The 19832-nt window shown below is 65.4% G+C and carries 20 protein-coding genes; 17 read left to right on the top strand and 3 right to left on the bottom strand.

Features of this window, described 5'->3' with window-relative positions:
- Positions 1-116 precede the first annotated feature (116 nt).
- Positions 117-686 (bottom strand): hypothetical protein, encoded by a 570-nt coding sequence (locus G5V65_RS20155; RefSeq protein ID WP_165054001.1) that lies wholly within the window; start codon positions 684-686, stop codon positions 117-119.
- Positions 687-752: 66 nt separating this feature from the next.
- Between G5V65_RS20155 and G5V65_RS20150 the strand changes: the two genes are divergently transcribed.
- The 13 genes from G5V65_RS20150 to G5V65_RS20095 all read left to right on the top strand — a co-directional run bounded on the left by G5V65_RS20150 (position 753) and on the right by G5V65_RS20095 (position 14493).
- A complete protein-coding gene (locus G5V65_RS20150; protein WP_165053999.1) occupies positions 753-1175 on the top strand; it encodes an acyl-CoA transferase in 423 nt (140 codons plus the stop codon).
- A gap of 23 nt (positions 1176-1198) precedes the next feature.
- The gene (locus G5V65_RS20145) at positions 1199-2137 is read left to right on the top strand and encodes a phage tail tube protein (protein WP_165053997.1); all 939 of its coding nucleotides are present in this window, start codon (positions 1199-1201) and stop codon (positions 2135-2137) included.
- Between the two features lie 2 nt (positions 2138-2139).
- Positions 2140-2577, top strand: a complete 438-nt coding sequence (locus tag G5V65_RS20140; protein WP_165053994.1) for a hypothetical protein — start codon at positions 2140-2142, stop codon at positions 2575-2577.
- Entirely contained in the window at positions 2574-2807 is a 234-nt protein-coding gene (locus G5V65_RS23050; protein WP_449301107.1) for a DUF7697 family protein, read from the top strand. Before G5V65_RS20140 ends, G5V65_RS23050 begins: the two co-directional genes overlap by 4 nt.
- The gene (locus tag G5V65_RS20135; protein WP_165053992.1) at positions 2800-5262 is read left to right on the top strand and encodes a phage tail tape measure C-terminal domain-containing protein; all 2463 of its coding nucleotides are present in this window, start codon (positions 2800-2802) and stop codon (positions 5260-5262) included. The genes G5V65_RS23050 and G5V65_RS20135 overlap by 8 nt, the downstream gene beginning before the upstream one ends.
- Positions 5262-5888 carry a DUF2460 domain-containing protein gene (locus G5V65_RS20130; RefSeq protein ID WP_165053989.1) on the top strand — a complete coding sequence of 209 codons (627 nt, stop codon included), beginning with the start codon at positions 5262-5264 and terminating at the stop codon, positions 5886-5888. The genes G5V65_RS20135 and G5V65_RS20130 overlap by 1 nt, the downstream gene beginning before the upstream one ends.
- Positions 5885-6769 (top strand): DUF2163 domain-containing protein, encoded by an 885-nt coding sequence (locus G5V65_RS20125; protein ID WP_165053988.1) that lies wholly within the window; start codon positions 5885-5887, stop codon positions 6767-6769. Before G5V65_RS20130 ends, G5V65_RS20125 begins: the two co-directional genes overlap by 4 nt.
- Positions 6766-7200, top strand: a complete 435-nt coding sequence (locus G5V65_RS20120) for an NlpC/P60 family protein (protein ID WP_165053985.1) — start codon at positions 6766-6768, stop codon at positions 7198-7200. The genes G5V65_RS20125 and G5V65_RS20120 overlap by 4 nt, the downstream gene beginning before the upstream one ends.
- A gap of 9 nt (positions 7201-7209) precedes the next feature.
- Positions 7210-11184, top strand: coding sequence for a baseplate multidomain protein megatron (locus G5V65_RS20115; protein ID WP_165053982.1), 3975 nt, complete (start codon positions 7210-7212; stop codon positions 11182-11184).
- A 26-nt stretch (positions 11185-11210) separates the two neighbouring features.
- Complete coding sequence (locus tag G5V65_RS20110; RefSeq protein ID WP_165053979.1) at positions 11211-13172, top strand: DUF2793 domain-containing protein; 1962 nt, start codon at positions 11211-11213, stop codon at positions 13170-13172.
- A gap of 11 nt (positions 13173-13183) precedes the next feature.
- Positions 13184-13492: a hypothetical protein gene (locus tag G5V65_RS20105; RefSeq protein ID WP_165053976.1), complete on the top strand. Its 309-nt coding sequence runs from the start codon at positions 13184-13186 to the stop codon at positions 13490-13492.
- A gap of 75 nt (positions 13493-13567) precedes the next feature.
- A complete protein-coding gene (locus G5V65_RS20100; RefSeq protein WP_165053973.1) occupies positions 13568-14242 on the top strand; it encodes a YcbK family protein in 675 nt (224 codons plus the stop codon).
- Positions 14242-14493: a hypothetical protein gene (locus G5V65_RS20095; RefSeq protein ID WP_165053971.1), complete on the top strand. Its 252-nt coding sequence runs from the start codon at positions 14242-14244 to the stop codon at positions 14491-14493. The genes G5V65_RS20100 and G5V65_RS20095 overlap by 1 nt, the downstream gene beginning before the upstream one ends.
- 400 nt (positions 14494-14893) lie before the next feature.
- Here the strand turns inward: G5V65_RS20095 and G5V65_RS20090 are convergent, their stop codons facing one another.
- Both G5V65_RS20090 and G5V65_RS20085 read right to left on the bottom strand, forming a co-directional pair.
- Positions 14894-15268, bottom strand: a complete 375-nt coding sequence (locus tag G5V65_RS20090; protein WP_165053968.1) for a hypothetical protein — start codon at positions 15266-15268, stop codon at positions 14894-14896.
- Positions 15265-15873 carry a TetR/AcrR family transcriptional regulator gene (locus tag G5V65_RS20085; protein ID WP_136904897.1) on the bottom strand — a complete coding sequence of 203 codons (609 nt, stop codon included), beginning with the start codon at positions 15871-15873 and terminating at the stop codon, positions 15265-15267. Before G5V65_RS20085 ends, G5V65_RS20090 begins: the two co-directional genes overlap by 4 nt.
- An 80-nt stretch (positions 15874-15953) precedes the next feature.
- Between G5V65_RS20085 and G5V65_RS20080 the strand changes: the two genes are divergently transcribed.
- From G5V65_RS20080 to G5V65_RS20065, 4 genes are read left to right on the top strand one after another with little or no spacing between them, the layout of a single operon-like run.
- The gene (locus G5V65_RS20080; RefSeq protein WP_028030778.1) at positions 15954-16442 is read left to right on the top strand and encodes a cytochrome b; all 489 of its coding nucleotides are present in this window, start codon (positions 15954-15956) and stop codon (positions 16440-16442) included.
- 3 nt (positions 16443-16445) lie between these two features.
- Positions 16446-17591, top strand: coding sequence for an efflux RND transporter periplasmic adaptor subunit (locus G5V65_RS20075; RefSeq protein WP_165053964.1), 1146 nt, complete (start codon positions 16446-16448; stop codon positions 17589-17591).
- On the top strand, positions 17588-18721 hold the full coding sequence (locus G5V65_RS20070; protein ID WP_028030780.1) for an ABC transporter permease: 1134 nt from the start codon (positions 17588-17590) through the stop codon (positions 18719-18721). Before G5V65_RS20075 ends, G5V65_RS20070 begins: the two co-directional genes overlap by 4 nt.
- A gap of 3 nt (positions 18722-18724) precedes the next feature.
- Positions 18725-19417, top strand: coding sequence for an ABC transporter ATP-binding protein (locus tag G5V65_RS20065; protein ID WP_165053962.1), 693 nt, complete (start codon positions 18725-18727; stop codon positions 19415-19417).
- Positions 19418-19832 lie beyond the last annotated feature (415 nt).

Genomic DNA, 19832 nt, shown 5'->3' with positions numbered 1-19832 from the left:
CCAGAATGCTGCGGGTTCGAGGCTTGATCCACCCGACTTCGGCCGTTTGCGCGACGACAGACACCGCTCGGGGCGAAGAACGCTTGCCCAGCGAGCAAAATCAGGCGATCTTGAAGTCAAGCGGCAGGCCACTTGGGGAATGTCGGTTCGTATGACCTTTGGTGTGCGGTTCGAAGACTCAACGATGCCGCAGACAAGAATAGACCACCGCCAACATAAGCCAGCTTGATCATTCGGGTCACTTGCTCACCAGCAGTTGTGCTAACATTGCCCCAAGCAACCGCACACAGGGAAAGATAGAGAAGACCGAGCACTACAACAATCCCAATAGCTGGGATGCTATTATGCAACAACTTCGTTGTCACCTTCTCCCAGCACAATGCAGGCAGTCCAGTGAATTTGTTTATTTCTTCCTCCAGGCACTTTCGGTAGCCGCCAAGTACAGCTATTGAGTAGAAGACAGAACAGAAATATGCGAGGAGGCCCAGCGCAATAAATGGCAGCGCCACTATGGCTACCGCAGATGATTCTTTTACGCCGTATGTAAACGCAAGGCCGATACCAGCCAGGGAGATCGAAACCATTTTATCTGAATAGTTCACCATCTCATGTATCTGCGAGCAGGTTATTGCGTGCTCTTTGAGAAGAACATCGAGTCGTGGTTCATTTCCCTTTTCAGCCGTCATGTCGGGTGATCTCTTTCGATTGTTTACGCCGTAAGTTTGATCGAGGTAACCACGTTTGGATAGCATATGCCTACCACACGCGAAACCGTCCTCACCGCGCTACATGCGCGGCTGCAGCCGCTTGCCGCCCTCACCTTATGCGACGAGGTTCTGCCGGAGCGGATCCCCACGGCCGGGCTGATCATCCTGCGCGATGGCCAGCCGGGCGAGCCGGAGGTGACGCTGTCACCGCTGCGCTATCACTACCAGCACCGGGCGGAACTGGAGGTCGTCGTCCAGGCGGGCAGCGGCCGGGCCAGCGTCTTCGATGACCTGATCGCCGCCATCGGCACGGCGCTAGAGGCCGACCGGACGCTGGGCGGTCTTTGCGACTGGGTCGAACCGGAGGCCCCGGCCTCGGTCGATCTGCCTGTCGAGGGCGCGGCCGCCCTGAAGGCGGCGGTGATCACCGTCGTCCTGCATTACACCACGACCGGCCCCCTGGCCTGACATCCCTCAAATAGGAGACCCCCATGGCACGCGCACACGGCGCGCGGGCGCAGATGGCGCTTGCGTTCGAGACGGTTTACGGCACCCCGCCCGCCAGCGGCTATCGGCTGATGCCCTTCGCCCGCACCACGCTCGGCGCGGAACAGCCTTTGCTGAACAGCGAACTTCTGGGCTACGGCCGTGATCCCCTGGCCCCGATCAAAGACGCCGTCACGGCAGATGGCGAGGTGGTCGTGCCGATCGATGTGGAGGCCTTCGGCTTCTGGCTGAAGGCTGCCTTTGGCGCACCAACCACGACAGGGACCACGCCCAAAACCCACACCTTCCAGTCGGGCAACTGGACCCTGCCGTCCATGGCCATCGAAGTAGCCATGCCCGAGGTGCCGCGCTTCGCGATGTATGCGGGCTGCGTGATGGACCAGTTGTCGTGGCAGATGAGCAGGTCGGGGCTGCTGACCGCCACCGCCCGGCTGATCGCCCAAGGCGAGGCCATCGCGGTCACCACGGCCGCGGGCACTCCGACCGCGCTGGGCCTGCAGCGCTTCGGCCATTTCAACGGCGTAGTGAAGCGCAACGGCACGGCGCTCGGCAATGTGGTCTCGGCCGAGATCACCTATGCCAACGGACTCGACCGGATCGAGACCATCCGCAATGACGGCAAGATCGAGGGTGCCGATCCCGGCATGGCGGCCCTGACCGGCCGCATCGAGGTGCGTTTCGCCGACTCTGCGTTGGTGACGCAAGCCATCGACGGCAGCCCTTGCGAGCTCGAGTTCGCCTACAGCCTCGGGGCGAACGCCAGCTTCACCTTCACCGCCCATGCCGTCTACCTGCCCGTCCCGCGGATCGAGATCCCCGGACCCCAGGGCATCCAGGCCACATTCGACTGGCAGGCGGCGAAAGCCACCAGCCCCACCCGCATGTGCACCGCCGTCCTCGTCAACACCGTCACGGGATACTGACCATGATCCGCCTGAACCTGTCGAACCGGCCCGAATGGCTGGACCTGCTGCCCGGACTGCGCGTCCTGGTGGCACCCCTGACCACCGCCCTGATGGTCTCAGCCCGCGCCGATCCCGCCATCGATGGCCTCTCGGAAACCTCCAGCCAAGAGGACATGGCGCTGGCCATGGCGAAAGCCGTCGCCCGCCGCGCCGTGCTGGAATGGGAAGGTGTCGGCGACGAGGCTGGCAACCTTATCCCCGTCAGCCCGGCCGGGATCGACGCCCTTCTCGAAATCTGGCCGGTCTTCGAGGCCTTCCAGGCGCAGTACGTCGCCCGTGGCCTGATGCTGGATCAGGAAAAAAACGCCTCCGCGCCCTCGCCGACTGGTCCTTCGGCGGGGGCGACGGCTACTGCGCGGCCTGCGCGGGCCCCTGTCCGGACTGCCCCTCAAGACTGAACCGGCCGCAGACGGTCGAGGGCTGGCAGGTCTGGGACCTGACCCAGCGCCTCGGCGGCCAGCTGCGCATCGCGCCGGGCGCCGTCATCGGATGGGACATGGGTGCCGCCCTCACGCTGGCGGGCGGCTTGGGCATCAGCCCCCTGATCGCTGCGGAACTGCTGCCCGAGATCGAGGCGGTGATGGTGCGCAAGCTGAACGAGCAGATGGAAGGACGCCGGAATGGCTGAGAAGAAGGTCTCCGTCCGCCTCGTGGCGGAGGGCGGACGCCGCGTGCGCGCCGAGCTGGAAGGGGTGGGCGAGGCTGGGGCCCGCGGCTTTGGCCGACTATCGCGTGAAATGGAACTGGCGAACACCCGGCTGGCCGCCTTTGCGCGCCGGGCGGGGCTTGCCCTCGGGGCCCCAGCCGCAGCGGCGACAGCCTCGCTCGGCCTGATCGTCCGCTCCACCGCCGAGAGTGCCGCGCAGATCCGGCAGTTCGCGCAGGTCGCCAATGCGACGCCCGAGGCCCAGCAGCGCTGGTCGGCCGGGGCGCGTACGGTGGGTATCGAGCAGGAGAAGCTGGCCGATATCCTGAAGGACGTGAACGACCGGGTCGGGGATTTCCTCCAGACCGGCGGCGGGCCGATGGCGGACTTCTTCGAGAATGTCGCCCCGCGCGTGGGCGTCACCGCCGACCAGTTCGCACGCCTCTCCGGCCCCGAGGCGCTGCAGCTATACGTCGATACCCTAGAGCGCGCCGGTCTCAGCCAGCAGGAGATGACCTTCTATCTGGAGGCGATGGCCTCGGATGCCACGCGTTTGATCCCTCTCCTGCGGGACGGCGGGGCGGAGATGACGCGACTTGGGGATCAGGCCTCGGACCTTGGCGCGGTTCTGGACGGTGATGCGCTGGAAGCCCTCCGTCGCACGCAGCTGGCGCTGGGCACAGTCTCGCTGGTCTTCGATGGCCTTCGGAACCGCATCGCCGTCGCCGTGGCCCCAACCATCGAGGCGCTGGCCAATGCCTTCGTCGCTCTGGCCTCCGATGGCTGGATCCTGCGCTCGGCCATCGACACGCTGATCGGAAATCTCGGCCGACTTACCTCCTACGCCGCAACCTTCGCCGCTGTCATGGCCGGGCGCTGGGTCGCGGGGCTTGCCGCTGCCGCCTTGTCCGTGCACGGCCTCGCGACGGCGCTCGTATTCCTCCGCGGGGCCCTGATCCGCACCGGCATCGGCGCGCTGATCGTCGGCGCAGGCGAACTGGTCTATCAGTTCTCGCAGCTGGTCGCCCGTGTCGGCGGCGTGGGCGAGGCGTTTCGGCTGCTGGGCGATCTGGCCCGCGAGGTGTGGTCGCGCATCGGCCTGTCCTTGGACGCGGCCCTCGCGCGGATGGCGGCCGGATGGGAGGAGCTGAAGGCAGCCGGCCTCTCGGCGCTGAAAGGTACCATCGCGGGCGTCGTCAGCTTCGGCGACCGGACGTCCGCGATCTTCCAGGGGGCCTATGACGCTGCGGTCGCGATCTGGAGAAGCCTGCCCGGGGCCATCGGCGACTTCGCATTTCAGGCCGCGAACGGGCTGATCTCGGGCGTCGAGGCGATGCTGAACGGCGTCGTCACGCGCATCAACAGCTTCATCGAGACGCTGAACGCGGCGCTGGCCTTGCTGCCCGAATGGGCCACCGGCGAAGGTGGCGTGCGGATCGGCATTCTCGATCCGGTGGAACTGGGCCGCATCGGCAACCCGTTTGAGGGAGCCGCGACCGCTGCTGGTGCCGCCGCCGCGGATGCCTTCTCGGCCGCGCTGTCGCGGACTTACCTCGAGCCGCCTGACCTCGGCCTCGGCGCGATGGCCGGCGACGCCCGCGCCCGGGCCGACGGCTATCGCGAAGCGGCGGGGATGCTCGCCGATGCCGCCGGTCGCCCGCTGGCAAGCTGGCAGGCGCTGAGGGATGCCGTCACCGGCACGGGAACCGAGGCCGAAACCGCGCTGGCGGATGCGGCTGGCGCGGCCGACGCCCTTACGTCCGGGCTGAACGACACCGCCACCGCAGCAGAGGGTGCAGGCGGCGCAGCACGCGAGGCCGGGGCTGCGGCGGCCGAAGGCGCGGACACGGCCCTCACCGGCTGGCAGGCCGTCACCGCGGCGCTTGCCGACTACGCCGCGAAGGCGCGCGACATCGGCGGGGATATCGGCAGCGCGCTGGTCGGGGCCTTCCAGAGCGCGGAGAACGCCATCGGTGACTTTGTGAAGACCGGCAAGCTCGACTTCCGCGACCTGGTCACCTCGATGATCGCCGATCTGGCCAAATTGGCGGCCCGCCGCTTCATCCTCGGCCCGATAGCCAATGCCCTTTCCGGCGCGCTGGGCGGGGCGGGTGGCATCTTCGCGAACATCCTGCACGCGGGCGGGATGGTTGGCGCCCCTGGTCCCGGCCGGATGGTCCCGGCGCTGGCCTTTGCGAATGCCCCGCGTATGCACACCGGCGGTTGGGCCGGGCTGCGGCCCGACGAGGTTCCAGCCATCCTGCAAAGGGGCGAGCGGGTCCTGTCCCGGCGCGAGGCGGCAGGGTACGGCCAGGCGGGCGCCTCGACCGTCAACGTCACGATCAACGCCCGCGACGCCGAAAGCTTCCGGCAATCCCGCACGCAGGTCGCCAGCGACATCGCCCGCGCTGTCTCGCTGGGCCGAAGGGGGATGTGATGGCATTCCACGAGGTCCGGTTTCCGGACAACATCAGCCGTGGGGCACGCGGTGGCCCCGAACGGCGCACCCAGATCGTCGAACTGGCCAGCGGTGCCGAGGAACGCAACGCCAGCTGGGCCAACTCGCGCCGCCGCTATGATGTTGCCTACGGCATCCGCCGTGCCGACGATCTGGCGGCGGTCGTCGCCTTCTTCGAGGCCCGGAACGGCCGCCTGCATGGCTTCCGCTTTAAGGACTGGGCTGACTTCAAGTCCTGCCTGCCTTCGCAGATGTCGGGCCCGACCAACCAGCCGATTGGCACCGGCAACGGATCGGCCACCCTGTTTCAACTGACCAAGCGCTACACTTCCGGCGCACAGTCCTGGACGCGGGCCATCACCAAGCCTGTCGCTGGAACAGTGACCATCGCCCTGAACGGCACGCCGCAAGCCTCCGGCTGGTCGATCTCCACCGCAACCGGCCTCCTCACCTTCACCACGGCTCCCGCCGCAGGCGTCGCCATCACCGCAGGTTTCGAATTCGACGTCCCCGTCCGCTTCGACACCGACACGCTCGACGTCACACTCGACCTCGAACGCCTTGGGTCGATCACCTCGATCCCCCTCATAGAAATCCGCACATGAAAGCCCTGAACCCTGCGCTGCAGGCCCATCTCGACGACGGCACAACAACGCTTGCCTGGTGCTGGCGGATCAGCCGCGCCGATGGCGTGACCTTCGGCTTCACGGACCACGACCGGACCTTGTCGTTCGACGGCACCGAGTTCGAACCGGAAAGCGGGCTGACCGCTTCCGAGGTTCGATCCGGCTCTGACCTCTCGGTCGACGCGCAGGACGCGCAAGGCGTGCTGTCCTCCGACCGGATCACCGAGACCGACATCTTGGACGGCCGTTGGGACAATGCGGCGGTCGAGGTCTGGCGCGTGAACTGGGCGAGCCCGGCGCAACGCGTGCTTCTGCGCCGCGGGGCCATCGGCCAGATCCGGCGCGGGCGGCTCGCCTTCGTGGCGGAGGTGCGGAGCCTTGCCCATGTCCTCGGCCAGACGGTCGGGCGGACGTTCCAGGCGAGCTGCGACGCCGCGCTGGGCGATGCGCGCTGCGGGGTGAACCTTGATGCCCCGGCCTTCACGGGCACCGGCGCGGTGATCGATGTGCTGCGGGATCGGGCCTTCACCGCTTCCGGCCTCGGGACGTTCGCGGCGGGCTGGTTTGCCTTCGGGCTGGTGGAATGGTCGACCGGCGCGAATGCGGGGCGGCGGGTCGAGGTGCTGTCGCACGATCTGGTCGACGGGGTGGCGATTCTGACCCTGCTGGAAGCACCGGTGCGCCCGATCACGGCGACAGACAGCTTCATCGTCCGGGCGGGCTGCGACAAGCGGATCGCCACCTGCGGCACGAAGTTCGCCAATGTCGCGAACTTCAGGGGGTTTCCGCACATCCCGGGCCAAGACGCCGTGCTGCGATATGCGACCAAGGATGGCGGCCATGAAGGAGCAGTGCTGTGACAGCAGTCGATCCCGATAGGGTGATTGCCGTCGCCCGGTCCTGGCTCGGTACGCCCTACCACGACCAGGCGAGCTTGCGCGGGGTCGGCTGCGACTGCCTCGGCCTGGCACGGGGCGTCTGGCGCAAGGTTGTCGGGCCTGAGCCGTTTCCGATCCCGCCCTACAGCCGCGATTGGGGCGAGACCGGCCCGTGCGAGGTGCTGGCCGAAGGGGCGCGACGGATGATGCCCGAGGTTCCGGTTCAGTTGGCGGGCTCCGGTGCACTGATCCTGTTCCGGATGATGCCGCGCGCCATCGCCAAGCATGTGGGCATACTCACCGGACCTGACACCTTCCTACACGCCTATGAACGCCTCGGCGTGATCGAAGAACCGCTAACACCTGCATGGCGACGGCGCATCGCCTTCGCCTTCCTCTTCCCGGCACGCTGAGGTTTTCCTATGGCCACCCTTGTCCTCGGCGCCGTCGGTTCCGCCATCGGCGGGGCTTTTGGCGGCGCGATCCTCGGCTTTTCCGGGGCCGCCATCGGCGGTTTCATCGGATCGACCATCGGCTCGGTGGTGGACAGCTGGATCGTGTCCTCGCTGGCCCCGGCGCAGAAGATCGAGGGCCAGCGGCTGGATTCCCTGCGGATCACCTCGGCCACCGAAGGCGCCATCATCCCCCGCCTTTACGGCCGGATGCGTATCGGCGGCAACATCATCTGGGCCACTGATTTCCGCGAAGAGACAAAGACCACCACCCAAGGCGGCGGCAAGGGCGGTGGCGGTGGCCGGGTCCAGACGACCGAGTATCTGTACTATGCCAGCTTTGCGGTCGCGCTCTGCGAAGGCCCGATCACCGGCATCGGCCGCATCTGGGCCGACGGCAAGCCGCTCGACATGACCGGTGTCACCTGGCGCTGGTATCCGGGGAGCGAGACGCAGGGGCCTGACCCGTTCATCGCCGCCAAGATGGGGGCCGCCAACACGCCCGCCTATCGCGGCACCGCCTATGTCGTCTTCGAGGAACTGCCGCTTTCGACCTACGGCAATCGCCTGCCGCAGCTCAGCTTCGAGATATTCCGGCCTCTGGCTGACCCGGACACGGCCGAGGGGTTGGTCAAGGCGGTGACGATGATCCCGGCCTCGGGCGAGTTCACCTATGCGACCGCCCCGGTCAAGAAATCCACTGGCGCTGGCGGCGCGACCGTTGCCGAGAACCTCAACGCAATCGCCGACACCGCCGACATCGTTGTGGCGCTGGACCGGCTGCAGTCGCTCGCTCCGTCTGTGGAAAGCGTCAGCCTGGTTGTCGCGTGGTTCGGTGATGATCTGCGGGCCGGGAACTGCAAGGTGCGGCCGGGCGTCGAGGTGGACATCAAGACCACGACACCGTCGGCTTGGGTCGTGAACGGTGTCGCACGTGCTGATGCGTTTCTGGTCAGTCGCGACGCCGAGGACCGCCCGGTCTATGGCGGCACCCCAGCTGATTTCGCGGTGGTGCAGGCCATTCAGGAGATAAAGGCGCGCGGGTTGCGGGTGACTTTCTATCCCTTCCTGCTGCTGGACGTCCCACCCGGGAACACCAAGCCGAACCCATACAGCGCCAATGCCGCCACCGCTGGCCAGCCGACCTTCCCATGGCGCGGCCGGATCACCTGTTCCCCGGCGGCGGGTTTTGCAGGATCGGTCGACAAGACCGCCACCGCCACCACGCAGGTTGCAGCCCTGTTCGGCACGGCCACGCCCGCCAGTTTCAGCGTGGCGGGCACCACTGTCAGCTGGACTGGCCCGGTCGGCGAATGGGGCTTGCGCCGTATGATTCTGCACTATGCGCATCTGTGCAAAGCGGCAGGCGGCGTCGATGCCTTCCTGATCGGCTCCGAAATGCCTGGCCTCACCACCATCCGCTCGGGCTCCAGCACCTATCCTGCCGTAACGGCCTTCAAGGCGCTCGCGGCCGATGTTCGCGCGATCCTCGGCGCTGGGCCCAAGATCGGCTATGCCGCCGACTGGTCGGAATACTTCGGTCACCATCTGGCGGATGGGTCGGGCGACGTCTTCTTCCACCTCGATCCGCTCTGGTCGGACGCAAACATCAACTTCATCGGAATCGATAACTACATTCCGCTGTCGGATTGGCGCGATGGGTTCGATCATGCCGATGCCGCACTTGCGCCTGCGATCTATGACCGGGCATATCTGCAATCCAACATCACCGGCGGCGAAGGCTTCGACTGGTTTTACGCCAGCCCGGCCGACCGGGCGACACAAAACCGCACGCCGATCACAGATGGCGCGGCGGCCAAACCATGGGTCTTTCGCTTCAAGGATCTGCGAGCCTGGTGGCAAAACCCGCATTTCAACCGGCCCGGCGGAGTGGAAAGCGGCACGCCGACGGCATGGGTGCCGCAGTCGAAACCGATCTGGTTCACCGAACTTGGGTGCCCGGCGATTGACCGGGGTGCCAACCAGCCGAACGTATTCTTCGACCCGAAATCGTCGGAGAGTTTCACACCCTACTTCTCGCGCGGCTGGCGCGACGATGCGATCCAGCGGGCATATCTGGAGGCAACCTATCAGTTCTGGGGTGTTGCGGCGAACAACCCGACTTCCTCGGTCTATGGCGCGCGTATGGTGCATGTGCCGGAATGCGCCGCCTGGACGTGGGACGCGCGGCCCTATCCGTTCTTTCCACAACTGACCGATGTCTGGACCGATGGCACGAACTGGCGGCTCGGGCATTGGCTGACCGGGCGGCTGGGCGCGGTATCCCTCGCTGCCCTTGTCCGTCACCTCTGCCTGCGCGCTGGCATGCCGGAGGAATTGATCGACGTCTCCGGCCTCTGGGGCGCAGTTGAAGGCTACGTCGTCTCCGCTCTGGAAGCCCCGCGCGCCTCGATTTCCACGCTTGCCCGGCATTTCGGCTTCGATGCTGTCGAAAGCGAGGGCCGCATCCGCTTCCTGATGCGCGGCCGCATTGCCGGTCTGACCATCACGCCCGACAGCATGGTCGCGCCCGCCTCGGCGCAAGGCGACGTGATGGAACTAACCCGGGCGCAGGAAACCGAATTGCCGCAGGCCTTGAAGTGGCAGGTCGCCCGCGCCGACGAGGACTATGACGCGGCACAGGTCGAGGCGCGGCGCATCACCGTCGACACCACGCGTATCGCGTCCGAGTCGTTTCCAATGGCCATCCCGCCAGAGGAGGCCGAACGCCGCTGCCGCCGCGCGCTGATGGAAGCTTGGGTGGGTCGGGAGAGTGCGGCGTTTCGCCTGCCGCCTTCGCGTCTGGCACTGGATCCTTGCGACGTCATCCTGCTCGACCACGATGGCCGCCTGACGGAAATGCGGCTTGTGTCCATCGCCGACTCCGATCTTCGCAGCGTCGACGCCGTGCGCCAGGACAGGGCGGTCTATGACCTGCCGCCCGGAGAGCCTCGACCGGCCACGCTGTCGACGCCGACGGTTTTCGGCGCGCCGGATGTTCTGCTGCTGGACCTGCCACAATTGCGCGAAGATCAGCCTGCGCATCGGCCCATAGTCGCGGCGCATGCCAAGCCATGGCCCGGCGAAATCGCCGTCTACCGCAGCGCAGCGACTGATGGCTTTGCCCTGCTGACGACCTTCAGCTCTCGGGCGCGCATGGGTGTGCTGGCGGCAGATTTTTACGCGGGGCCAGTGTCGCGCTTCGATCTGGGCAATGCGCTGGTGGTAGATCTCTATTCCGGCACGCTGGAAAGCGTCACGGACATCACCTTGCTCGGTGGGGCCAATGCGCTGGCCGTCGACACTGGCGCCGGGCAATGGGAAATCGTCCAAGCAGGGTCAGCTGAACTGATCGCGCCGGGGCGCTATCGGCTGACCCGATTGCTGCGCGGCCAGCGTGGGACAGAATGGGCCATGGTTGCAATGGTACCGACCGGCGCGCGGTTTGTTGTGCTGGACACTGCCGTGGCACCTTTGCCCATTGCTGAAGCCGATCTGGGCCTGCCGTGGAACTGGCGCATCGGCCCTGCGTCCAAGCCTGTCAGCGACGAGACCTTTGTCGCCACCAGCTTCACCCCGGACGGCGCTGGGTTGCGGCTGTTTTCGGTCGCGCATGTCGAACAGCCTTGGCGCACGGCACGCAGCCTCGGCGATCTGACGATCCGTTGGACGCGCAGGTCGCGATCACTTGCCGCTGACACCTGGGGCGCGGGCGATGTGCCTTTGGCCGAAGACAGTGAAGCCTACGAGGTGGAAATCCGTGATGGCAGTACGGTCAAGCGCACGCTGACCACGACCACAACCAGCGTCCTCTACACCGCCGCGCAGCAGACCGCAGACTGGGGCGCACCCCTCGGCCCCGGCCAATCCCTCGCCATCCGCATCTACCAGCTCTCGGCCCTGATCGGCCGGGGCGCTGGGCGTTCCGTCACACTCAGCATCTGAAAGCGCACACCCAGAAAGACCGAAAAATGTCCGACATCACCACCCACCTCCTGCTGCCCTACATCCTGGCATCGCAGGCCCAGAAGCATGTCACCCACAACGAGGCGCTGCGCCTGCTGGATGCGATGGTTCAGCTGTCGGTGCTGGATCGCAACCGCGCCGCCCCACCCGTCAGCCCGACCGATGGCGACCGGCATATCGTCGCATCGGGCGCGACAGGTCTCTGGGCAGGCTGGGACTTGAACGTGGCCTTTTGGGTCGATGGCGTCTGGATGCGGCTGGTGCCGCGCCCGGGCTGGTTATCATGGATCGCGGCGGAACAGGCCATTGTCGTCTGGAACGGGTCGGCCTGGGATTTGGTCGGCGAACCGGTGGATGTGTCGGATGCTGTCTTCAGCTTGGTGAACGATGCCGACCCGACAAAGAAGGCGGTGTTCTCGCTGTCGGGGATCGGCACTGGCACGACCCGAACCTTCGCGTTGCCGAACACATCGTCAGAACTGGCAATTCTCGCAGGCACCCAGACCTTCACTGGCAACAAGACCTTCTCGGGTTCGCTGACAGCGTCGGGTGCTGTGTCGATCACCGGCACGCTGACCGCCTCGGGGACGGTCACGGTTTCGGCGGCGGCGGCCTCGATCGGCACAGCGATCACGACTGCAACCTATGGAATGGGGACTGGGGTCAATCCGACCGGCGTGACCAAGACCCTGAACCTTGGCACGGGTGGCGCATCCGGATCGACAACGGTCGTCAACATCGGGTCGGCGACCGCAGGCGCTGGCGGCACGACGGTCGTCAACACACCCACGGTGACGTTCGCAAATGCCGTCACGCAAGTCGGCATGCCCCAGGCCAACCTGACGGCGCAGCTATTGGGCCTTGGTGGCGCAACGGCAGACAGCTACAACCGGGTTTCGGTCAACACCCCGGCGCTCCTGTTCAACAACGCCGGGGCCGGGATCGAGGCCACCGTCAACAAGGCAGCGGCCGGAAACGATGCGGCCTTCGCCTTCAAGACCGGATTCTCGGCGCGGGCGCTGATCGGCCTGCTTGCCAGTGACGATTTCAGCGTCAAGGTCAGCCCGAATGGCTCGGACTTCTTCGATGCCGTGAAAATCGACCGCACCAATGGCAGGGTCGAACTGCCTGAACCGCTGTTGCTGCCCGCGCATGACGCAGCCCCCGCGCCACCGCCAGCGGGGCGGATCGCGCTTTATGGCCGCAATCGTGCCGGAACGGGCTGGGTCGATGTGCAGCGCCCGTCCGGCCGTCACTTTCCGCTGCAACCGCATTTCGGGGTCAACCGGGTCGCCACCTGGTCGCCGTCGGTCAGCACCACCGTGACGACGGATGGCATGCCGCGCACGGCCGTCGGCACGGTGGCCACGCCAACCCTTGCCACCACCGGCCTTGCCGCCAGCATACGCCGCTGGCGCGTCACCAGTGCCGCCACCGCCAATGCCGCCGCCGAGGAACGCTCCGCGGGCTGGGTTTGCTGGCGCGGGAATGCAGAGGGCCTTGGCGGCTGGAACTACGTCAACCGGCTGTCGCTGACCACGCTGCAGGCGACGGGGATGGGGTTCTTCGGCCTCTATGGATCGGTGGCGGCGCTGGCAACGACCCTGACGCTGTCCACTGTGGTGAACTGCATCGGCATCGGGTTCCAGCGCGGCACACATGCCAACTGGCAGCTGGTGCACAATGACGGCACCGGCGCGCCGACGCTGATCGACCTTGGGGCCAGTTTCCCGGTGGCGAGCCTGACGAATGTGCTGACGCTCTACATCGCCGCCACGCCGAACGGGGCCGACATCGGCGTGCGTTTGGTCGAGGAGGTCAGCGGCGCGGCGGTCGAGTTCACCATCACCACCGACATGCCCGCTGCCACCCAACTGCTCAGCCCGCGCAACTACATGAACAACGGCGCCACAGCGGCGGCCGTCGCCTACGACTGCGCGGGCGTTTACCTCGAGACAGATTACTAAAGGATATCAACATGACAGAACGAACGTCCCTCCTGCAGGAAGTCGGCCAGGCCTTCCGCGACAACGGCATGACCGCTGCCATCACGGCGCTGGTCGGTGGTTCTCTTGCCATCGCCGCCACCGTCACCCGCAAGGCATTCACCAACGAGGCGATGCTGGAGCGGCTGGACCGGGAACTGCATCTCGAACGCGAGCGCACCGACAAGCAGCGCGCCGATGACCGCAAGGCCGATGCCGACCGGCTGGAACGCATCGAAACCGACATCCGTGCCATGCGCGACGTGATGTTCGAAGCTTTTCAGCGCGGCCGTACCGACTGACGCGCCCCCAAGACCATCACTGAACCTGTCCCCCACCCGCCCCAGAGGCGGGTTTTGCATTTCTGGAGACCAACCATGCCGACCACGACCTATGCCCATTTCCGCGACGTGCCCGAAAGCGCCTGGCGCTGGCCCAGTTTCTCCCCGGCCGAGATCGCCTGCCGCGGCACCGGCGCAATCAAGATCAACACCGAGGCCATGGACAAGCTGCAGTCCCTGCGCAACCGCCTCGGCAAGCCGCTGATCGTCCGCTCGGGTTATCGCAGCCCGAGCCACAACCGCGCCGTCGGTGGGGCCCCGGCCTCGAAGCACATGCTGGGCACGGCCTTCGACATCGCCATGTCGAACCATGATCCGGTCACCTTTGCAGAGGCTGCCCGCGCCGTTGGCTTTCTCGGTTTCGGCACCTATCCGCGCTCGGGCTTTATGCATATCGACCTCGGGCCTGCGCGCAGCTGGGGCGAACCCTTCGCTCCCCGTGCGACGCCCTTCGTGCCGGAAACCCAGCCTGCCCGCGAAGTGCTGGCCGATAGCCGCACCCTGAAAGGCGGCGGGACAGCGGGCATCGCCACTGTCGGCGCTGCCGGTGTCGAAGTCGCGCAAGATGTCCTGGCAGAAACCCAATCCGCGATCCTGCCCCTGGTGCCTTACCTCGACACCCTGCGCTGGGTGTTCATCGCCGTGGCGCTGATCGGCATTGCGATCGCGATCCACGCCCGGATCGATGACTGGAAGCGGGGCCAGCGCTGATGGGCTGGATCACCGTCCTCCTCGCCAGCGGCCCGGCGCGCAAAGCGCTGGGCCTGCTGCTGGCCGCCCTCACCATCGCCCTGTTCCTGATGAACTTGCGCCGCGCCGGTGAACGGACCGGTCGGCTGGCAGAACGCCTTTCAACATCGGAGAAAACCCATGAAGTCCAACGCCAGATGCTGGACGCCGCCAGCCGCCGCCCCGCTGATCGTGATGCTCTGGCTCAGCGCATGCGCGATGGGCGATTTTGACGGACCTGCCGCTTGCCCGCCTGTCGTCAAATACACCAAAGTCGATCAGTTGCGAGCCGCTATCGAGGTCGAAGCATTGCCCGAGGATGCGGTCGTCTTGCGGATGCTAAGTGACTACGCGGTCCTGCGTGATCAGTCGGAGGCGTGCAGGTGAAATCTACACCGGGTACCAGCCCACGGGTACCGCCGTCCGCGTGAACTTCGGCACATCGCCTGGTCCGGTTTACGGACGCATGACTCGACAAAGCTCGGGTATGTCTGTCACGCTAGAACTTACAGGATTGCAGCCCTGATCCTTTTGCCAGAGTTGTTCGTTCATTATGGCTCCGTCGATGTGTCAGTACCGTGGATGAAACGGTAGAGGTTTGAATCGAAGACGCACCAGGAGCGGTTGACGCCGCTACAGGCGACTTTTCCTGCCCCGTGCCTTCATGGCAACCCACACCATCGCGGCCCAGAACAATGTCCGCAGTGTCATGGCCCCGACAGTGCGCATCTCGAAGGCATCTCCTGCGAAAACCCGCCAGCCGAACACGGCAAAGACCGTTGCGGTCGCGATCAGGATGGTCAGCGCCACGGGCAACGCAAGCCGATGCCCGGTCATCAGAAGCAGGCCGCCAATGACATAGGCGAAGCCTGCGAGGAAGTTGAACCACAGGACGAAGGGCACGACGGCCCCCATGTCAACCGCGCCGAACAGGGCCGATCCACCCGAGATCAGCGTCAACAACCCAAAGGCGATGGCCGCAGCACCGGCGATGTGATGAGTTTTCATGTCTGCCCCTCCTTGCAGGCAAACAGGACCAATTGCACCTCCAGCAGGCGCATCCCCTCGGGTACGATGTCAAAGCTGCGCGAGCCAAGGCTCCACCTTATGGCGATGCCCTGAACAAGTGATGTCAGCAGTACGGCGGCATCCTTTGGTTGAACGCCCGCCCCCATCATTCCGGCTTCGGCCATAGCCTGTAGGTGTGCCACCAGATGCGCCTGGTACTGCATCAGAACCCCGCGAAACCGGTCGCGCAGGGCGGCATTATCCACATTCAATTCGCGGGAATGCAGGATGGCGGGGAGCGCGGGGGTTTCCGCGATCTGCTGCAACTGGGCGGCGATCAGCGCCCGCAGCCTTGTCATTGGACTTGCATTGCCGTCCATGGCCTGCTGCCAAGCAACTTCCAGCCGGTCCGCGATAGCGTCACCGACGGCCGTCCAGAGTTCCGCCTTTGTTGGGAAATGCCGGAATATCGCGGCTTGGGTGACGCCTACCTCTTGCGCGATGTCATTGGTCGTCAGCCGGTCAGGGCCGATACGGTCGGACAAGTCCAGAACGGCGGCAATGATTTCGGTCTTGCGATCCTCGGCTGATTTGCGACGCAACATGGGACACCTCTTGTAAGTAAGTAATCACTAACATAATCTGCCAAACAAGCAAGCTGATTCGCCAGACCGAAAGGACCGCCATGCCCAGCCCCAAGGGATACACCCGCCTGCAGATCGCCCTTCACTGGGGCGCAGCCCTGCTGATCGTGCAGCAATACCTGTTTAAAGATGCCATTGCAGCCGCGTGGGACGCTGCGGCAAAGGGGGTGGAAACCGCCTTTAATCCGCTGGTTCTGGCCCATGTCGCAGGCGGGGCGCTGGTCATGCTGTTTGCGCTGTGGCGGCTGTCGATCCGGGCGCGGCGCGGCGCGCCTGCCATGGTCGGTGACAGTGCCGCGCAGCGCGCCTTGGCAAAGGCCGCCCATGTCGGCCTTTACGCGCTGATGATCCTGATGCCGCTCAGCGGGTCGATGGCCTGGTTCGGCGGGGTCGATCTGGCGGCACAGGGCCATAACGTGCTGAAGATCGTGCTGCTGGCGCTGGTGGCGCTGCATGTTTTGGGTGCGCTCTATCATCAGTTTGTGCTGAAAGACGGCCTGATCAACCGCATGCGCCGGGCCGAGGGCTGAGCGATGCGCAGAAGCTGGATCCTTGGCGCGGTTGCGCTGGTTGGGCTGGCGGCGGCGGGTTGGTTTCTGACCGAACGGCCCCTGACTGTGACGGTTGTCGCGGCTGAAACCGGGGTGCCCTTGCGCCTTTACGGCCTTGGTTCCGTCGAGGCCCGGGTTTTGTCGCGCGTCGGGTTCGAAGTTGGCGCGGCACTGGTGTCGGTCTCGGCAGATGCAGGGGATGCGGTGAAGGCCGGACAGGAACTCGCCGCCTTGCATCCGGCAGAACAGGAAGCGCGTGTCGCGCGGGCGCAGGCGGCTGTTGCGGCCAATGCCGCCGGTCAGTCCAAGGCTGACGCCGCAGTGGCGCGGGCGCAGGCAGTTCTGGCGCAGCGCATCGCAGCAAATGATCGGCAAAAGGAACTGGCGCGGCAGGATGTCGCCTCGGTTCAGCGGGCCGAGGAAGCGCTGCGCGACGAAGATGTGGCGCGGGCCGAACTGGCGCTGGCCGAGGCCGATCTGGCGGTGATCCGCGCGCAGGGCGCAGATGCAGCGGCCGCCTTGCAACTGGAACAAACATTGCTCGCCCATCACCGGCTGGTCGCACCCTATGATGCGGTTGTCGTGGCTCGCCACGTCGAGCCGGGCACGGTGGTCAAGGCCGGTGATCCAATCTTCACCCTGATTGATCCGGCAACGATTTGGGTTCAGGCCTTTATCGACGAAGAACGCGCCGGCCAACTGGCGCTTGGACAAGAGGGTGTCATCCGCCTGCGGTCACAGCCTGCGGCAGAGTTCCACGGCACCGTCGCCCGGATCGGGCTGGAAAGTGACCGCGTTAACGAAGAGCGCCGCGTCTGGCTGACCTGTTCCGACTGCCCCGAAGCGATGTTCCTTGGCGAACAGGCCGAAGTACGCATCCTGACCGGCATACGCGACAACGCGCTGATGGTGCCCGAGGTGGCGATCACCGGCTTTGACGGCTTTCGCGGCATAGTCTGGCTGGTGCAGGATGGTCGGCTACGCCGCGCCGAGCTGACCTTTGGCGCACGCGACGACCGGGGCCGGGTCGAGGTGACAGGCGGCCTGCCCGAGGGCGCCGCGATTGTCGCCATGCCGCCGAAAGGTGCCGACGAAGGCAGACTGGCCCGGATCGGGGACGCGCCATGAATCTGGCGCTGAAAGACATCCGGCATGGCCTGTTCCGCTTTGTGCTGACCTGTTTCGGGTTGGGCCTGCTGATGACGGTCGTTCTGGCGATGATCGGCATCTACAATGGCCTTGTGGCCGATGCGTTGGCGGTGGTCGAGGCCCCCGCGGCGGACGTCTGGGTGGTCGAGGCGGGCACCAAGGGGCCTTTTGCCGAAGCCTCGTCCATTCCCGCCGACAGCCGCGACACCGTGGCCCGCATGCCCGGCGTGGCCGAAGCCGGGGCCATCAATTACCAGACCATCGAGGCCCCCTTCCTTGACCGCGCCTTGCGGCTTTATATCATCGGCTATGAAACCGGACGTCCGGGTGGCCCGCAGATCATCGCCGAAGGGCGCGGCATCGGCACCAGCCATTTCGAACTGGTGGCCGACCGCAAGACTGGCCTTGTGCTGGGTGATACCATCCGCCTTGGCCGCAACCGCTTTACCGTGGTCGGGCTCGTCGAAGGGGCGATGAACTCGGGCGGCGATCCGGCGGTCTATATGACGCTTGCCGATGCGATGGCGCTGCAAACGGAACTTGCTCCGGCAGATCAACGGGTGCAGGCCGCGCGCGGGGCGGGGGCGGTCAAGTCGGCCTCGGTCGCGGCAGTGATCGTGCGCGTGACGCCCGGCGCGGATGTCGATCTGCTGACCGCAACCTTGCGGCAATGGAAGCATCTGGCTGCCCTAAGCCAGACCGAACAGGAAAACATCCTGCTGGCCTCGGTTGTGGACAAGGCGCGCCGTCAGATCGGGCTGTTTCTGGGAATCCTCCTGGCGGTGTCGGCCGTGGTGATCGCGCTGATCATCTACACCATGACCATGGAAAAGCTGAAGCAGATCGCAACGCTAAAGCTGATCGGCGCCCCAGACCGCACCATCATCGGGCTGATCGTACAGCAATCGCTGATCCTTGGGACCGCAGGTTGGGGCATCGGTCTGGTTCTGATCCTGCTTGTCAAGGATGTCTTTCCGCGCCGCGTGGTGCTGGAACCGTTTAACGTGGCCGTTCTGGCCGGGATCATCGTCGTGGTCTGTCTGGCCGCCAGCGGTCTGGGCGTGCGCGCGGCCCTGAAGGTGGACCCCGCCACCGCGCTGGGAGGCTGAGCCATGGCCATCGGTGATATTCTGGTCGATGTGCAAGCCGTGGCCAAGCACTATGGCGAAGGCGAGACCCGCGTCGATGCCCTCCGCCAAGTTGACCTGCAGGTGCGTGCAGGTGAGGTGATCGCACTCCTGGGGCCGTCAGGGTCTGGCAAGACGACGCTTCTGAACATCATCGGCTGCATCCTTGACCCATCCTCGGGTCGGGTGGTGCTGGATGGTGATCCGGTCTTTGACGGCAAATGGCTGCGCAGCGATCTGCGTCGTCTGCGGCTGGACAAGATTGGCTTCATCTTTCAGGCGCACAACCTGCTGCCCTTCCTGACGGCGGCAGAAAATGTATCCCTCGTCCTCGACCTTGCCGGTTGGGCGCCCGAAAAGGGAAAGGAGCGGGCAAAAGAGCTTCTCGATTATCTCGAGGTCGGCCACCGCGCCCCGGTTAAGCCCGCGCTGTTATCAGGGGGCGAGGCGCAACGCGTGGCTATCGCACGCGCGCTGGCCAACCGCCCGCGGATCATCCTTGCGGACGAGCCGACCGCGGCATTGGACAGCAAACGCGCACAACTGGTCATGGACCTGCTGCGAAAGCTTGCCGCCGAGCAGGAAGCCTGCATCCTGACAGTGACCCATGACGAGAAAATCTTCGACCGTTTCGACCGGTTGATCCACCTGCGCGACGGGCGGTTGACCGATGACTAGCTCCGCCAAGCCTGCAACCTCGCCTGCATCGCGCGAAGCCGTCGCGTTATCTCGTATCCAGCGCCACGCTTGGGGCCATCAATTCTGCGGTTTCGTCCTACGGCCAATCAGCATGCGAAGTGCCGATCAGTCGAGCGTCCCTTGGCAATCGTCATACGCCAGAGCTAGAATTGACCATAGCGTGGCGCAGCCACAGCTTTACTCCGCCGCCACAAAACGCAAAAAGTCCCCGCTTTTCAGGGGGGGCTCGTCAAACGTTGAGGTGGCGTTGAGGTAAAACGCTGGTGTCTATACACAAGTGTTTTTGTCGGATTTCAAGTCTTTGTTATCCAAAGGTTTTTTGGTTGCGGGGGCAGGATTTGAACCTGCGGCCTTCAGGTTATGAGCCTGACGAGCTACCGGGCTGCTCCACCCC

This window comes from Paragemmobacter kunshanensis (assembly GCF_011059185.1).
Lineage (GTDB): Bacteria > Pseudomonadota > Alphaproteobacteria > Rhodobacterales > Rhodobacteraceae > Paragemmobacter > Paragemmobacter kunshanensis.
Note: the sequence above shows the minus strand (reverse complement) of the source record. Positions and strands in the feature narration are given on the sequence as shown.

Coding starts and splice junctions, on each gene's coding strand:
- G5V65_RS20155 (WP_165054001.1), bottom strand. CDS start 686: ATGACGGCTGAAAAGGGAAATGAACCACGACTCGATGTTCTTCTCAAA.
- G5V65_RS20150 (WP_165053999.1), top strand. CDS start 753: ATGCCTACCACACGCGAAACCGTCCTCACCGCGCTACATGCGCGGCTG.
- G5V65_RS20145 (WP_165053997.1), top strand. CDS start 1,199: ATGGCACGCGCACACGGCGCGCGGGCGCAGATGGCGCTTGCGTTCGAG.
- G5V65_RS20140 (WP_165053994.1), top strand. CDS start 2,140: ATGATCCGCCTGAACCTGTCGAACCGGCCCGAATGGCTGGACCTGCTG.
- G5V65_RS20135 (WP_165053992.1), top strand. CDS start 2,800: ATGGCTGAGAAGAAGGTCTCCGTCCGCCTCGTGGCGGAGGGCGGACGC.
- G5V65_RS20130 (WP_165053989.1), top strand. CDS start 5,262: ATGGCATTCCACGAGGTCCGGTTTCCGGACAACATCAGCCGTGGGGCA.
- G5V65_RS20125 (WP_165053988.1), top strand. CDS start 5,885: ATGAAAGCCCTGAACCCTGCGCTGCAGGCCCATCTCGACGACGGCACA.
- G5V65_RS20115 (WP_165053982.1), top strand. CDS start 7,210: ATGGCCACCCTTGTCCTCGGCGCCGTCGGTTCCGCCATCGGCGGGGCT.
- G5V65_RS20110 (WP_165053979.1), top strand. CDS start 11,211: ATGTCCGACATCACCACCCACCTCCTGCTGCCCTACATCCTGGCATCG.
- G5V65_RS20105 (WP_165053976.1), top strand. CDS start 13,184: ATGACAGAACGAACGTCCCTCCTGCAGGAAGTCGGCCAGGCCTTCCGC.
- G5V65_RS20100 (WP_165053973.1), top strand. CDS start 13,568: ATGCCGACCACGACCTATGCCCATTTCCGCGACGTGCCCGAAAGCGCC.
- G5V65_RS20095 (WP_165053971.1), top strand. CDS start 14,242: ATGGGCTGGATCACCGTCCTCCTCGCCAGCGGCCCGGCGCGCAAAGCG.
- G5V65_RS20090 (WP_165053968.1), bottom strand. CDS start 15,268: ATGAAAACTCATCACATCGCCGGTGCTGCGGCCATCGCCTTTGGGTTG.
- G5V65_RS20085 (WP_136904897.1), bottom strand. CDS start 15,873: ATGTTGCGTCGCAAATCAGCCGAGGATCGCAAGACCGAAATCATTGCC.
- G5V65_RS20080 (WP_028030778.1), top strand. CDS start 15,954: ATGCCCAGCCCCAAGGGATACACCCGCCTGCAGATCGCCCTTCACTGG.
- G5V65_RS20075 (WP_165053964.1), top strand. CDS start 16,446: ATGCGCAGAAGCTGGATCCTTGGCGCGGTTGCGCTGGTTGGGCTGGCG.
- G5V65_RS20070 (WP_028030780.1), top strand. CDS start 17,588: ATGAATCTGGCGCTGAAAGACATCCGGCATGGCCTGTTCCGCTTTGTG.
- G5V65_RS20065 (WP_165053962.1), top strand. CDS start 18,725: ATGGCCATCGGTGATATTCTGGTCGATGTGCAAGCCGTGGCCAAGCAC.